Source organism: Serratia sp. ASV30 (genome assembly GCF_016428815.1).
Lineage (GTDB): Bacteria > Pseudomonadota > Gammaproteobacteria > Enterobacterales > Enterobacteriaceae > Chania > Chania fonticola_C.
Genome location: NZ_JAELTL010000041.1, coordinates 1 through 13,483, shown reverse-complemented (window position 1 = coordinate 13,483; position 13,483 = coordinate 1). Strand labels below are relative to the sequence as shown.

At 54.9% G+C, this 13,483-nt stretch carries 12 protein-coding genes and 1 tRNA gene; 12 read left to right on the top strand and 1 reads right to left on the bottom strand.

Annotated features, from left to right (window positions below; translation table 11 throughout):
- Positions 1-225 precede the first annotated feature (225 nt).
- The 5 genes from sdhE (at position 226) to creD (ending at position 4,497) form a co-directional block, all read left to right on the top strand.
- Entirely contained in the window at positions 226-492 is a 267-nt protein-coding gene (gene sdhE / locus JHD74_RS17515) for an FAD assembly factor SdhE (RefSeq protein WP_024530763.1), read from the top strand.
- Complete coding sequence (locus tag JHD74_RS17510; protein WP_074029727.1) at positions 473-895, top strand: protein YgfX; 423 nt, start codon at positions 473-475, stop codon at positions 893-895. The genes sdhE and JHD74_RS17510 overlap by 20 nt, the downstream gene beginning before the upstream one ends.
- Positions 895-1,590: a two-component system response regulator CreB gene (creB, locus tag JHD74_RS17505; protein WP_024530765.1), complete on the top strand. Its 696-nt coding sequence runs from the start codon at positions 895-897 to the stop codon at positions 1,588-1,590. Before JHD74_RS17510 ends, creB begins: the two co-directional genes overlap by 1 nt.
- On the top strand, positions 1,587-3,005 hold the full coding sequence (gene creC / locus JHD74_RS17500; RefSeq protein ID WP_074029728.1) for a two-component system sensor histidine kinase CreC: 1,419 nt from the start codon (positions 1,587-1,589) through the stop codon (positions 3,003-3,005). Before creB ends, creC begins: the two co-directional genes overlap by 4 nt.
- A gap of 103 nt (positions 3,006-3,108) precedes the next feature.
- Positions 3,109-4,497 carry a cell envelope integrity protein CreD gene (gene creD, locus JHD74_RS17495; RefSeq protein ID WP_065684479.1) on the top strand — a complete coding sequence of 463 codons (1,389 nt, stop codon included), beginning with the start codon at positions 3,109-3,111 and terminating at the stop codon, positions 4,495-4,497.
- Positions 4,498-4,532: 35 nt separating this feature from the next.
- Here creD and fldB read toward each other — a convergent pair whose 3' ends face one another.
- Positions 4,533-5,051 carry a flavodoxin FldB gene (fldB, locus tag JHD74_RS17490; RefSeq protein WP_021179810.1) on the bottom strand — a complete coding sequence of 173 codons (519 nt, stop codon included), beginning with the start codon at positions 5,049-5,051 and terminating at the stop codon, positions 4,533-4,535.
- A gap of 137 nt (positions 5,052-5,188) precedes the next feature.
- Between fldB and xerD the strand changes: the two genes are divergently transcribed.
- From xerD to JHD74_RS17455, 7 genes are all read left to right on the top strand, one after another.
- Positions 5,189-6,088, top strand: coding sequence for a site-specific tyrosine recombinase XerD (gene xerD / locus JHD74_RS17485; RefSeq protein ID WP_021179811.1), 900 nt, complete (start codon positions 5,189-5,191; stop codon positions 6,086-6,088).
- 27 nt (positions 6,089-6,115) lie between these two features.
- Positions 6,116-6,829, top strand: coding sequence for a bifunctional protein-disulfide isomerase/oxidoreductase DsbC (dsbC, locus tag JHD74_RS17480; protein ID WP_024530768.1), 714 nt, complete (start codon positions 6,116-6,118; stop codon positions 6,827-6,829).
- Positions 6,830-6,835: 6 nt separating this feature from the next.
- Positions 6,836-8,569, top strand: a complete 1,734-nt coding sequence (gene recJ, locus JHD74_RS17475; protein ID WP_024530769.1) for a single-stranded-DNA-specific exonuclease RecJ — start codon at positions 6,836-6,838, stop codon at positions 8,567-8,569.
- Positions 8,570-8,719: 150 nt separating this feature from the next.
- Positions 8,720-9,818, top strand: a protein-coding gene (gene prfB / locus JHD74_RS17470; protein WP_098929871.1) for a peptide chain release factor 2 whose coding sequence is annotated in 2 segments (ribosomal slippage) — positions 8,720-8,794 and positions 8,796-9,818 — 1,098 coding nt in all. Because the reading frame shifts where the segments join, the coding sequence is not laid out codon by codon here.
- 9 nt (positions 9,819-9,827) lie between these two features.
- A complete protein-coding gene (lysS, locus tag JHD74_RS17465; RefSeq protein WP_024530770.1) occupies positions 9,828-11,345 on the top strand; it encodes a lysine--tRNA ligase in 1,518 nt (505 codons plus the stop codon).
- A gap of 157 nt (positions 11,346-11,502) precedes the next feature.
- A tRNA-Gly gene (locus tag JHD74_RS17460) sits at positions 11,503-11,576 on the top strand.
- A gap of 263 nt (positions 11,577-11,839) precedes the next feature.
- Positions 11,840-13,240: an HdeD family acid-resistance protein gene (locus tag JHD74_RS17455; RefSeq protein ID WP_199063177.1), complete on the top strand. Its 1,401-nt coding sequence runs from the start codon at positions 11,840-11,842 to the stop codon at positions 13,238-13,240.
- Positions 13,241-13,483: the final 243 nt, after the last annotated feature.

Genomic DNA, 13,483 nt, shown 5'->3' with positions numbered 1-13,483 from the left:
CAGTTATTACCAGGCAGCGCTTTTTTTGACATTTTACGTTTTGTTGGGTAAACGCCCTTCCCGGCGAGTATGTCAAATTGTTACTCTAGGCGCTTACGGCCAACGAGACCCAATTGCACCCAAATCGTTGGCTGACGGAATTAAATTGCGCGCGCGTTGCCATACCAAGTGTCGGTTGCCCAAGAGCATGGCAAGCCATGCCGAAAAGAGGTTAGTCATAACAACATGGATATTAATAATAAAGCACGTATTCACTGGGCCTGCCGCCGTGGCATGCGCGAGTTGGATATCTCGATCATGCCGTTTTTCGAACATGAATACGATACGCTGAGTGATGCAGACAAGGTCGTATTCATCCGCTTGCTCGAATGTGACGACCCCGATTTGTTCAACTGGCTGATGAATCATGGCGCTCCGCAGGATCAAGATCTGCAGAGAATGGTGTCCCTGATCCAAACGCGAAATAAAGCCCGTGGCCCAGTGGCGATGTGATGTCCGCGTTTCCTGGCGTACCCAGTTAGTCTCGTTGCTGACTCACGGCCTGCTGATTTTGCTGATCCTGATCGCCCCTTGGCCGGAAGGCTATGGCCCGATCTGGTTAGTGCTGTTGACGTTGGTGGTGTTTGAATGCATTCGCAGCCAAAAGCGCATTGCATCCAGGCAGGGAGAACTGCGTTTGCTGGCTGAACGCCGGATTGAGTGGCATGGCCAGGAATGGCTGATGGTGAACAAGCCCTGGATGCCAGGGTTCGGTATTTTACTGTCGCTTCAGCAGGCCAACGGCAAAAAACGCCATCGGCTGTGGTTGGCTTCGGATTCCATGAGCAAAGCGGATTGGCGCCAACTGAGTCAGCGGTTGTTGTTTGAACAATCCGCTACCGACGAGGACGTATAATGAAACCGCTGCTTTGGCTGGTAGAAGACGAGCCCAGCATTGCGGATACGCTGATTTATACCCTGGAGAGCGAAGGCTTTCAGGTGCGTTGGTTTGATCGTGGCGAGCCTGCTTTGCAGGCTTTGCCACAGGGCTTACCGGCATTGGTGATCCTCGACGTCGGCCTGCCTGATATCAACGGTTTTGAGCTTTGCCGTCGGCTGCTGGCGCAGGCGGTGGATTTACCGATCCTGTTTCTTACCGCGCGCAGCGGTGAACTCGATCGCCTGATCGGGCTGGAAATCGGTGCCGATGACTATGTCGCCAAACCCTTTTCCCCGCGTGAGGTCAGCGCTCGTGTGCGCACGATCCTACGGCGTTTACACAAGCAGCAGCGCTTGCAACAGCCTGCCCTTTATCATTTTGGTGCCTTCAGCCTGGATGAAGAGGGGGCCACGATCTGCTACCACCAGCAGCCGTTGCCGCTGACCCGCTATGAATTCTTGTTGCTGAAAACCCTGTTGCAAGCGCCTGGCCGGGTGTTTTCCCGCCAGCAGTTGATGGACATCGTTTGGGCCCAGGCGGAAGAGAGCCTGGATCGTACCGTTGATACCCATATCAAAACGCTGCGTGCCAAATTGCGGGCGATCGATGCCGCAGAACCCCCAATCCATACCCATCGTGGCTTAGGCTATAGCGTGAGCCGCCAGCCATGAGGATTGGCCTGCGCCTGCTGTTGGGCTATTTCCTGATTGTGGCGGTGGCGGGCTATTTCGTACTGAGCATTTTCGTGCAGGAGGTCAAACCTGGCGTACGGCGTGCCACTGAAGGCACGCTGGTGGATACCGCCAACTTGCTGGCACAGGTGGCGCGGCTGGATATGAGACATGGGGATGCGGCAAAAGGTCAGTTGGCACAGGCTATCGCCCAGCTAAATCAGCGGCCGATCGGGGCCAATATTGCCGGGATCCGTAAAGATCGTAACGAATATCGCGTCTATCTTACCGATGGGCGCGGCAAGGTGATTTTCGATTCATCAGGCCAGGCGCTGGGGCAGGATTACTCCCGCTGGAACGATGTTTATCTGACATTACGTGGCCAATACGGTGCTCGTAGTACCCGGACGATTGCTGATGACGAGAGCAGTTCGGTAATGTACGTGGCCGCACCGGTGGTGGAGCAAGGGCAGATTATCGGCGTGTTGAGCGTCGGCAAGCCCAACAGCACCATGGCACCGGTGATCCGCCGCAGCGAGAGGCGTATTTTGCTGGCGGGCGCGGTGCTGCTGGGGATTGCGCTGGCGATCGGGCTGGGCTTCGTCTGGTGGATTAACCGCTCGATCAACCGCTTGGTACGTTACGCCGACGGGGTCGCGCACGGCGAAGCGGTGCCACTGCCACGCATGGGCAGCGTTGAACTTACCCAACTGGCACAAGCGTTGGAAAGCATGCGCATGAAGCTGGAAGGCAAGGCTTACATTGAACAGTATGTGCATACCCTGACTCATGAACTGAAAAGCCCGCTGGCGGCGATCCGTGGCGCGGCGGAACTATTGCAGGAATCACCGCCTCCGGCGACGGCACAACGCTTTTTGACCAACATCGAACAGCAGAGCGCCCGCATTCAACAATTGGTCGATAAGCTGTTGGTGCAGGCGCAGTTAGAAAGCCGGCCCGGTTTGGAACTGGCTACGGTAGCGATGGTGCCGTTAGTCCGGCAGATTGTCGCGGGCAAAGAAGCACAGGCGGCGCAGCGTGGTGTCACGATTGAATTGGGGGCATTAGCGGAAGCATCGCTGACCGGGGATGCTTTTTTACTGGGGCAGGCGCTGAGCAACCTGCTGGATAATGCCCTGGATTTCACCCCGGAGGGTGGCTCGGTTAGCATTGATGGCGAGCGGTTGGAGCATCATTACCAAATCACCCTTTGCGATACTGGCAGCGGCATACCCGACTATGCGCTGGATAAGGTGTTTGAACGCTTCTATTCCCTGGCGCGGGAAGATAAACCCAAGAGCAGCGGCCTGGGCCTGAACTTCGTGCAGGAAGTGGCGCGCCTGCATCGTGGCACCATCCGCTTGCAAAACCTGCAACCCACCGGCGCGAAGGCCATCCTCACTTTACCCCTCTGATTACAACATATTGTCCGCACTTCACCTTCTCTTCACATAACCACATTCTGATTTCACTTGCCGACTTTATCGTAGCGACATTACCTACAAGGAGTCTGCCACGATGTTTAAATCGGTACTGTTTTGGAAAATAACCACCCTGCTGGGATTGATGATCCTGATGATGATCCCGGTGGGCATGCTCATGGATGTGGTACAGGAACGCAGCGGCTATCGCCAGAGCGTGGTGGGGCAAGTGAGCGAAAGCACCAGCCGGGCGCAGCGTATTCTTGGGCCAGTGATCGTGATCCCGTACACCTTGCGCGAAGAGAAGAAAAATGAAAAAGGTGAAATCAAGATAGAGACCAGCCGCTATCAACGCTTTGTCTTGCCCGAATCCTTGGTGGTGAATGGCAGGCCCAACGTTGAGATCCGCAAGCTGGGTATCTACCAGACTCAGGTGTATCAGGGGCCACTGGATTTCCAGGTGAAATTCGGCCAACCCGATCTGGAGGATTTGCAGCATAGCAACATTACGGTCGGCCAACCCTTCCTGATGCTGTCATTAAGCGATTCTCGTGGTATCAAAAGCATCTCTGCCCTCAACGGCATTCAACAGCAGGCCAAGTTTGAGCCGGGTACTTTGGTCAGCGGGCTTTCTCAGGGGATCCATGCACCGCTGGCCCTGGCCTCGTTGCAGAAAGAAGGGCTGACGGCGGATTTCACACTGAACCTGGCAGGGACCAGCAGCTTGTCTTTGGTGCCGGTAGGGCGCAGTTCCGAGCTGCTATTACAAAGCAACTGGCCGCACCCGAACTTCCTCGGCAACTTCCTGCCGGATGAGCGCAAGGTGACTGATAAAGGCTTCTCGGCCCGCTGGCGCAGCACCTGGTTTGCCAACAACATTAATAGCGCCTTCATGTATGACAACGGCATTATGGAAGAGGAAAAGCTGCCGACCTTCACGACTAGCCTGATCGAACCGGTCGATCACTATCAATTGACCGAGCGAGCGGTGAAGTATGCGGTGCTGTTCCTGGGGCTGACGTTTATGGCGTTCTTCCTGTTCGAAACCCTGACCGGGCTGCGGGTACACCCGATCCAGTATCTGTTGGTGGGGGCGGCGCTGGTGCTGTTCTACCTGATCCTGCTGGCTTTCTCGGAACATCTGGGATTCGACGTAGCCTACCTGCTGGCAAGCGTGGCCTGTAGTGGACTGATTGCCTTCTACCTCAGCGCCGTGCTGCGTGGGATGCGCCGTGGCATGCTGTTCGCCGCCAGTCTGCTCCTGCTGTATGGCATTCTGTATATGCTGTTGCAGTCGGAAGATAACGCGCTGGTATTAGGTTCGGTGCTGCTGTTCGGGGTGCTGGCGGGCATTATGCTGCTGACGCGTAAACTGGACTGGTATCAGGTGGCCGACCCGGCTCGCTTGAAAGGCAACGCTGCTGAGCCAGAAACCGCAGAGACGCCGGCCAGCAATGGTGAGAGCCGTTTCAGGTTGTGGAAATAAGGATTTTGTTGGGCGCGATATCGCGCCCAATTTCGTTACAGCAGCGGTTCCATCTCCAGTAGGATCTGTTCACACCACTGTTGCAGGCGTTCTTCGCTCAGATCGTACTGGTTCACCTCATCCAGCGCCAGGCCAACAAAGTGTTTGCCGTCGGCGCTGAGCGGTTTGGGGCTGGTGAATTCAAACCCGTCAATCGGCCAGAAACCGATAAACTGCACGCCCTGCGGGGCAAGCTGGTCGTGCAACATCCCCAGCGCATCCAGGAACCATTCGCCATAACCCAACTGATCGCCCATCCCGTACATGGCGACGATCTTGCCTTTCAGGTCTAGTTCAGTCAGTTGCGGCCAGATCGCTTCCCAATCCTCTTGCAGCTCACCAAAATCCCAGGTTGGAATACCCAGGATCAGGATGGAATAGTCTTCCATCAGCTTGGGAGAAACGTCTTTCAGGTTGTGCAGGTCGACCAGGTCTTCACCCAGAATCTCACGGATTTTTTCTGCCGCCATCTCGGTGTAGCAGGTGCTGGAGCCGTAAAACAGACCAATCTTCATATTTAAACCGTTTATAATGCCGTGTGTAGAATTGCAACGAGTATACCTTAAGGCATAATGCCTGTGGCATATACCCGTCGTCTTTCAAGCTGCAGCTTGAAATCCATAGGGTATGAAGATAATGAAGAGGGGACCGCGTGCAACAGCAAGACAGTGCGCTGATTGAGCAATTCCTGGATGCGTTGTGGATCGAACGCAATCTGGCAGAGAATACGCTGGCCTCTTATCGGCTCGATTTACAGGCGTTGGCCGGTTGGCTGGCTCTCAACAACCGCAGCCTTTTACAGGCCGAAGCTCTGGACTTACAGGCCTTTCTCGCCGAACGGGTAGAGGGAGGATACAAAGCGACCAGCTCAGCCAGGTTGTTAAGCGCGATGCGCCGCCTGTTCCAATATCTCAACCGTGAAAAAATGCGGGCGGATGACCCCACCGCGTTGCTGGCCTCGCCCAAATTACCGCAGCGGTTACCCAAGGATCTGAGCGAAGCGCAGGTTGAGGCCTTGCTACAGGCGCCTTGCGTCGATCAACCGTTGGAGCTGCGTGACAAGGCTATGCTCGAGGTGTTGTATGCCACCGGCTTGCGCGTGTCGGAGCTGGTGGGGTTGACCATCAGCGATGTCAGCCTGCGCCAGGGCGTGGTGCGGGTGATCGGTAAAGGCAACAAAGAGCGCCTGGTGCCGTTGGGCGAAGAAGCGGTGTACTGGATCGAAAATTATCTGGAACACGGCAGGCCCTGGATGCTGAACGGCCAGACGCTGGATGTGCTGTTTCCCAGCAACCGCAGCCAGCAAATGACCCGCCAGACGTTCTGGCATCGGATTAAACACTATGCGATCCTAGCGGGTATCGACAGCGAACGGTTGTCTCCGCATGTGCTGCGCCATGCTTTCGCCACCCATTTACTGAACCATGGGGCCGATCTTCGTGTCGTACAGATGTTATTGGGGCATAGCGACCTCTCAACCACACAAATTTATACTCATGTAGCCACTGAAAGATTGAAACAGCTACATCAACAGCATCACCCGCGCGCCTGACGCGCAGGGATCGAAAGGATTGGAAGAATGAAAAAAGGTTTAATGCTGCTCTCCCTGCTGGTGGCTTCGGTTACCGGTGCGGCCCATGCTGACGATGCAGCTATTCAGAAAGCACTAGGTAGCCTGGGCATTAAGCAGGCAGACGTGCAACCCTCGCCGGTCGCTGGTTTGAAAACCGTATTGACCGAAGGCGGCACGCTGTATGTGACGGAAGATGGCAAACACGTGCTGCAAGGGCCGCTGTTTGACGTCAGCGGCGGTGAGCCGGTCAACGTGACTAATCAACTGTTGATGACCCGTCTGGAAGCGCTGAAAGATCAGATGATCGTCTACAAAGCGGCGAAAGAGAAACACGTGATCACCGTGTTTACCGATATCACCTGTGGCTATTGCCACAAGCTGCACGAGCAGATGAAAGAGTACAACGATCTGGGGATCACCGTGCGCTATCTGGCGTTCCCGCGTCAGGGCCTGGAATCTCAGGCAGAGAAAGATATGCGTTCCATCTGGTGTACCGCAGACCGTGCTAAAGCCTTTGATGCCGCCATGAAGGGCGACGCAGTGTCTCCGGCGACCTGCAAAACCGATATCAGCCAGCATTATGCACTGGGCGTACAGTTTGGTATCAACGGTACTCCGGCTATCGTGCTGAAAAACGGCATGGTTGTCCCTGGCTACCAAGGGCCGAAAGAGATGGCCGCGATGTTGGATGCGCATGCAGCCTCCGCAGCCACGAAATAAGTTACGGTGAGTATTAAAACCCAATTACGCCGCCGTGAGGCGGCAGATGCCAGCCATTTACCCGCCAGCCTGCCCCCCCTGTTGCGTCGCTTATACGCGTTGCGCGGAGTTAAGGGTGAACAGGAACTGGAGCGTAGCGTCAAGGGCATGTTGCCTTGGCAACAGTTGAGCGGTATCGATGCTGCGGTAGCGATATTGCAGCAGGCACTGGCCGATGGCCGTCGCATCATGGTGGTGGGCGACTTTGATGCAGATGGTGCCACCAGTACCGCCCTGACGGTGCTGGCCTTGCGTAGCATGGGCTGTAGCTCCATCGAATATCTGGTGCCCAACCGTTTTGAGGATGGCTATGGCCTGAGCCCCGAAGTGGTGGAACAGGCGGCGGCTCGGGGTGCCGAGCTGATCGTTACGGTCGATAACGGCATCTCTTCTCATGCGGGTGTAGACGTTGCGCACGGCTTGGGAATACAGGTGCTGGTCACCGATCACCATCTGCCGGGCGATACGCTGCCTGCGGCAGAGGCGATCGTTAACCCGAACCTGCGTGACTGCGATTTTCCCTCCAAATCCCTGGCTGGTGTTGGCGTTGCCTTCTATCTGATGTTGGCGTTGCGGGCCAAGCTGCGTGACAGCGGCTGGTTCGAACAGCGTGCGCTGGCTATGCCTAATTTGGCCGAATTACTGGATCTGGTGGCATTGGGCACGGTGGCAGACGTGGTGCCGCTGGATGCCAACAACCGTATTCTGGTGTATCAGGGGCTGAACCGCATCCGGGCTGGCAAGTGTCGGCCAGGTATCCGCGCTTTGCTGGAGGTGGCCAACCGCGATGCGCGGCAATTGGCCGCCAGCGATCTCGGCTTTGCCCTTGGGCCACGGCTGAACGCGGCAGGGCGGCTGGACGATATGTCGATCGGTGTAGCCATGCTGTTGAGCGACGATATTGCCCAGGCGCGTATGCTGGCCAACGATCTCGACGCGCTCAACCAGACCCGGCGTGAGATTGAGCAGGGGATGCAGGTGGAAGCGCTGGAGCTGTGCGATCAACTGGAACGCACGACCACTGAACTGCCTTACGGGTTGGCGATGTATCACCCGGAGTGGCATCAGGGCGTGGTGGGCATTCTGGCGTCGCGTATCAAAGAGCGTTTCCATCGCCCGGTGATCGCCTTTGCCCCTGCGGGCGACGGCATTCTGAAAGGCTCTGGCCGCTCGGTGGCCGGGTTGCATATGCGTGATGCGCTGGAGCGGCTCGATACCCTGAATCCTGGGCTGATGATGAAGTTCGGCGGCCATGCGATGGCGGCGGGCTTGTCGTTGGAGGAGGCCAAGTTTGACGAGTTTCGCCAGCGTTTTGGCGAACTGGTCGGCGAATGGCTAGATCCCGCCATGCTGGAAGGCGTGATCTGGTCGGACGGCGAACTGATGATGCAAGAACTGACCCTGACCACCGCAGAACTTCTGCGTGAGGGCGGGCCGTGGGGGCAGGCGTTTCCTGAGCCAACCTTTGACGGCAAGTTCCGTATCCTGCAGCAGCGGCTGGTGGGCGAAAAACACCTGAAGCTGATGATCGAACCGCTCGGTGGTGGCCCATTGCTGGACGGCATCGCCTTCAACATCGATACCACGCAGTGGCCGGATAGCAGCATCAAAGAAGTGGAACTGGCGTATAAGCTGGACGTGAATGAGTTCCGTGGCAACCGTAATGTGCAGTTGCTAATTCAACACCTCTGGCCGCGTTAACCGGTTTATCAGGGCACCTGCGGGTGCCCTAATCTCAATCCCCCACAAAAACTGACCAACTCGCTATAAACTGGCGACTGGATCCGCTAGAATTACCGGTTCCAATGGCATTTCGCCATCGACGACATCAACGTAAGAACGCAAAAAATCATGTTTGAAATTAATCCGGTAAAAAACCGCATTCAGGATGTGTCCGAGCGGACAGCCGTTCTCAGGGGGTATCTTTGACTATGATGCCAAGAAAGAACGCTTAGAAGAAGTTAACGCCGAGCTGGAACAGCCGGACGTTTGGAACGAACCTGAACGCGCACAGGCATTAGGCAAAGAGCGCTCGTCGCTGGAAGCCATTGTTGAAACCATCGATCAGCTGGAACAAGGCTGTGAAGACGTCACGGGCCTGCTGGAACTGGCGGTCGAGGCGGAAGACGAAGACACCTTTAACGAGACCGTGGTTGAGCTCGATCAACTGAGCGCCAAGCTGGAACAACTAGAATTCCGTCGTATGTTCTCTGGTGAATATGATAGCGCGGACTGCTACCTGGATATCCAGGCAGGTTCCGGCGGCACCGAAGCACAGGACTGGGCCAGCATGCTGCTGCGCATGTACCTGCGTTGGGCGGAATCCAAAGGTTTTAAAACGGAAGTGATTGAAGAGTCCGACGGCGACGTCGCGGGCCTGAAATCGGCAACCATCAAGATTATCGGCGACTACGCGTTTGGCTGGTTACGTACTGAAACCGGCGTGCATCGCCTGGTACGCAAGAGCCCATTCGACTCCGGTGGCCGTCGCCATACCTCCTTCAGTTCCGTATTTATCTATCCGGAAGTGGATGACGATATCGATATCGAAATCAACCCGGCCGATCTGCGCATTGACGTTTACCGCGCCTCCGGTGCCGGTGGTCAGCACGTTAACAAAACCGAGTCGGCGGTGCGTATTACCCACTTGCCAACCAACATTGTGGTGCAGTGCCAGAACGATCGCTCTCAGCATAAGAACAAGGATCAGGCATTCAAACAGCTGCGCGCCAAGCTGTATGAATACGAGATGCAAAAGAAAAATGCTGATAAGCAGATGCTGGAAGACAACAAGTCCGATATCGGCTGGGGCAGCCAAATCCGATCTTACGTGCTGGATGATTCCCGCATCAAGGATTTGCGCACCAACGTCGAAACACGTAATACGCAGGCCGTACTGGATGGCGACCTGGATAAATTCATTGAGGCAAGTTTGAAAGCCGGGTTATGAGGAACAGAAATGTCTGAGCAACAAGCACAAGGCGCCGAACAGGCGTTGGATCTCAACAATGAGCTGCAGTCACGCCGTGAAAAACTGGCCGCGCTGCGCGAGAACGGCATTGCGTTCCCGAACGACTTCCGTCGTGATTCCACCTCCGACAAGCTGCATGCCGAATACGGCAGCAAAGAAAACGAAGAGCTGGAGTCACTGGGTATCGAAGTGACCGTGGCTGGCCGTATGATGACCCGCCGTATTATGGGTAAAGCCTCCTTCGTGACGCTGCAGGACGTGGGTGGCCGCATTCAGCTTTACGTGGCACGTGACGATCTGCCTGAAGGCGTTTACAACGAGCAGTTCAAGAAATGGGACCTGGGCGATATCCTTGGCGCACGCGGTAAGCTGTTCAAGACCAAAACTGGCGAACTGTCTATCCACTGTACCGAGCTGCGTCTGCTGACCAAAGCACTGCGTCCACTGCCAGACAAGTTCCACGGCCTGGCCGATCAGGAAACCCGTTATCGCCAGCGTTATCTGGATCTGATCGCCAACGAAGAATCCCGTAACACCTTCAAGATCCGTTCTCAGGTGATGGCGGCGATCCGTAACTTCATGGTGGGTCGAGGCTTTATGGAAGTCGAAACCCCGATGATGCAGGTGATCCCTGGCGGCGCGTCTGCTCGTCCGTTCGTTACTCACCACAACGCGCTGGACATCGACATGTACCTGCGTATCGCGCCAGAGCTGTATCTGAAGCGCCTGGTGGTAGGTGGCTTCGAGCGCGTGTTCGAGATCAACCGTAACTTCCGTAACGAAGGCGTTTCCCCGCGTCATAACCCAGAGTTCACCATGATGGAACTCTATATGGCGTATGCGGATTACAAAGACCTGATCGAACTGACTGAGTCGCTGTTCCGTACGCTGGCGCAGGACGTGCTGGGTGACACCAAAGTGCCTTATGGCGATGAGGTGTTCGACTTCGGCAAGCCGTTTGACAAGCTGACCATGCGCGAAGCGATCAAGAAATATCGTCCGGAAACCAATCTGGACGATCTGAACGATATGGCTAAATCCGTAGCGATTGCCGAGTCGATCGGCATCAAGGTTGAGAAGAGCTGGGGCCTGGGCCGCGTGGTTACCGAGATCTTCGAAGAGACCGCGGAAAGCCATCTGATCCAGCCAACCTTCATCACCGAGTATCCGGCAGAGGTTTCTCCGCTGGCACGCCGTAATGATGAGAACCCGGAAATCACCGACCGTTTCGAATTCTTCATCGGTGGGCGTGAGATCGGTAACGGCTTCTCGGAACTGAACGACGCAGAAGATCAGGCGCAGCGTTTTGCCGATCAGGTTAGCGCGAAGGATGCTGGTGATGACGAAGCGATGTTCTACGACGAAGACTACGTCACCGCGCTGGAACACGGCCTGCCGCCAACTGCAGGCTTGGGCATCGGTATCGACCGTATGGTGATGTTGTTGACCAACAGCCACACCATCCGCGACGTGATCCTGTTCCCGGCCATGCGCCCGAGCAAGTAATCTTCGCCAAGTGATTAAACCGGTGCAGGCGACTGTGCCGGTTTTTTTTCGCCTGAAGAGAGCGGGGTGTTGCTAACCGCTTAAAACATCGGCAGTTATGCACTTTCTTCTCTTGCCCGGCGCGCATAACCGGTTATAATGCCAGTCGCACACCTAAGCGGGTGTAGTTCAATGGTAGAACGGCAGCTTCCCAAGCTGCATACGAGGGTTCGATTCCCTTCACCCGCTCCAATATCAAGTCTCCCCCGAACTCCACCAAAATCAACAACTCTCTGATTTAACAGCGTTTTTATCATTTTCCATATCAACTTGGTTTAACCCGCATTTCCCCAATCAACCCAGTATCTTGTACAGAAATGCCTGTAGTTGCACCTATGCAGTTTGAAACGACACAAATTGCGTGATTTCAGAGGGGGAAACTATACTCATGCCATCTTGGAAGAGCACCTCTGCGTAGATCTGACAAGCCGCCTTACAATTAGAGGGGATAAGGCATGGTTCGGTTGGTAATGATTTTACTTGGGGTTGATTATTTGCGTAGCCGCTGGCGAGGATTGATGATTGCCGGTTGGTTAGGCGTGTTAGCGGGTTTAATCGTTTTCATCGATGCGTTGGATGACGCGATTTATTTCCCTTTGCATCCCTTCGCTTTCCTGTTGTTGGTAGAGGGACTGGCAACGTTGATGGTCGCGCATACCGGCATCGGCGGGCAACGTACCTTGCGTTACGTAAAAGGAGGTGCATTTTCACTGGCCGCAATATTGATATTGAGTGGGCAACACCATGGCCATTTTATTTTATCGATGATTTTTGGCACTTTGTTTTTGGCCGATGGGCTACTGCAAATCGTCTCCGCTGGGGTCGTGCGCTATAAAAACTGGAAGTTGGTGGTGGCTGGCGGTGTATTGGAAGTTATGTTAGCTATTTTCTTCTTTCAACCCTATCCGACCCATTATGTCGGCACCGTACCTTATTGTTTAGGACTGGGGTTGATGTTTGGTGGGTGGAATATGGTTATGCTGGCGATGCGCGTCAAAAAGCTGGAGGTCAACCCCGCAGTTTTGGGTAATAAGGCCGCAGAGGAAGCCAGTAGCGCAATAACCACGCCTTTGGTAACTGAATGGGAAGGTCCTCCGGATGATGATGAACCTGCATTGACCATACATGTCTGGACTCCTGTGGGATCCTCGAAGAGTGCAACGGTACCTCATCCTGTTATTGATCGTTATATTGCTGCGGTGGATAAAGATGGGGTGATTTCTACTGGTCATGCTGCACTAGAATCTCCGGAAGGCATTTATATCAGTCTGTATCCCGCAGTCGATATTGACCGGTCGCCAGATCAATTTACCCGCTTGCTGCGGGCAACCGCAGACAATAATGTTAAAGGGAAATTCCAACCGGATTATGTGACTGAGTCCGGTGCATGGTGTTCTTCAACCCAGCGAGTGCGGATCAGGAACTACGATGCTGAACGTCTGAAACGGTTCTGGGAAGTTTATCGTGAAGACAATACTTATAATCTCACCTATCGTAACTGCTCAAGCAGTGTGGCACGGGGTCTTGAAGCGGCGCTGGAAGGCGTAGTGAGTAAAATATGGGGGCAACGTGGCCACTGGTGGGTGTTGAGTAAAATTCTCACGACGCCGGAATTATGGGTGGCGGTACAAATACGTAAACGTGCAAAAACGATGGCCTGGACACCAGGGCTGATACTTGACTATGCTCGTGCATTAAGCATGTTGGCGGATCCCCGGCCGGCTGGCTGGATAACCACCATACGACGTGCCCTGGAGAAAATGTTTTCTTTGCGCAAGCAATGGCGCGATGAAAAAGCGCAGGGCACGATAGCGTCAGGCGTTCGCAGTGAGCCCTCAAATGACAAAGGCAACTAGCGATTATGGCAATGTTTCCCCCTTTATACGCAGGGCTTTATTATTGGCATCAATAGCATGACGAACACTCTGCTGATTGGTATCAAAAATATCGTCAATAAACCACTGCCCATTCTCAGCTACTAAATCAAACTCGGTGGTTGTCGTGAGGTTGCTATCTCTAAAAGCTGTCTCTTATACACATCTAAAAGGGGGGGGGGGGGGGGGGGGGGGGGGGGGGGGGGGGGGGGGGGGGGGGGGGGG

What these genes read in the sequence shown, in the direction of transcription:
- creD (WP_065684479.1), top strand. Translation starts at nt 3,109, where the DNA reads ATGTTTAAATCGGTACTGTTTTGGAAAATAACCACCCTGCTGGGATTG.
- creB (WP_024530765.1), top strand. Translation starts at nt 895, where the DNA reads ATGAAACCGCTGCTTTGGCTGGTAGAAGACGAGCCCAGCATTGCGGAT.
- fldB (WP_021179810.1), bottom strand. Translation starts at nt 5,051, where the DNA reads ATGAAGATTGGTCTGTTTTACGGCTCCAGCACCTGCTACACCGAGATG.
- sdhE (WP_024530763.1), top strand. Translation starts at nt 226, where the DNA reads ATGGATATTAATAATAAAGCACGTATTCACTGGGCCTGCCGCCGTGGC.
- lysS (WP_024530770.1), top strand. Translation starts at nt 9,828, where the DNA reads ATGTCTGAGCAACAAGCACAAGGCGCCGAACAGGCGTTGGATCTCAAC.
- creC (WP_074029728.1), top strand. Translation starts at nt 1,587, where the DNA reads ATGAGGATTGGCCTGCGCCTGCTGTTGGGCTATTTCCTGATTGTGGCG.
- dsbC (WP_024530768.1), top strand. Translation starts at nt 6,116, where the DNA reads ATGAAAAAAGGTTTAATGCTGCTCTCCCTGCTGGTGGCTTCGGTTACC.
- JHD74_RS17455 (WP_199063177.1), top strand. Translation starts at nt 11,840, where the DNA reads ATGGTTCGGTTGGTAATGATTTTACTTGGGGTTGATTATTTGCGTAGC.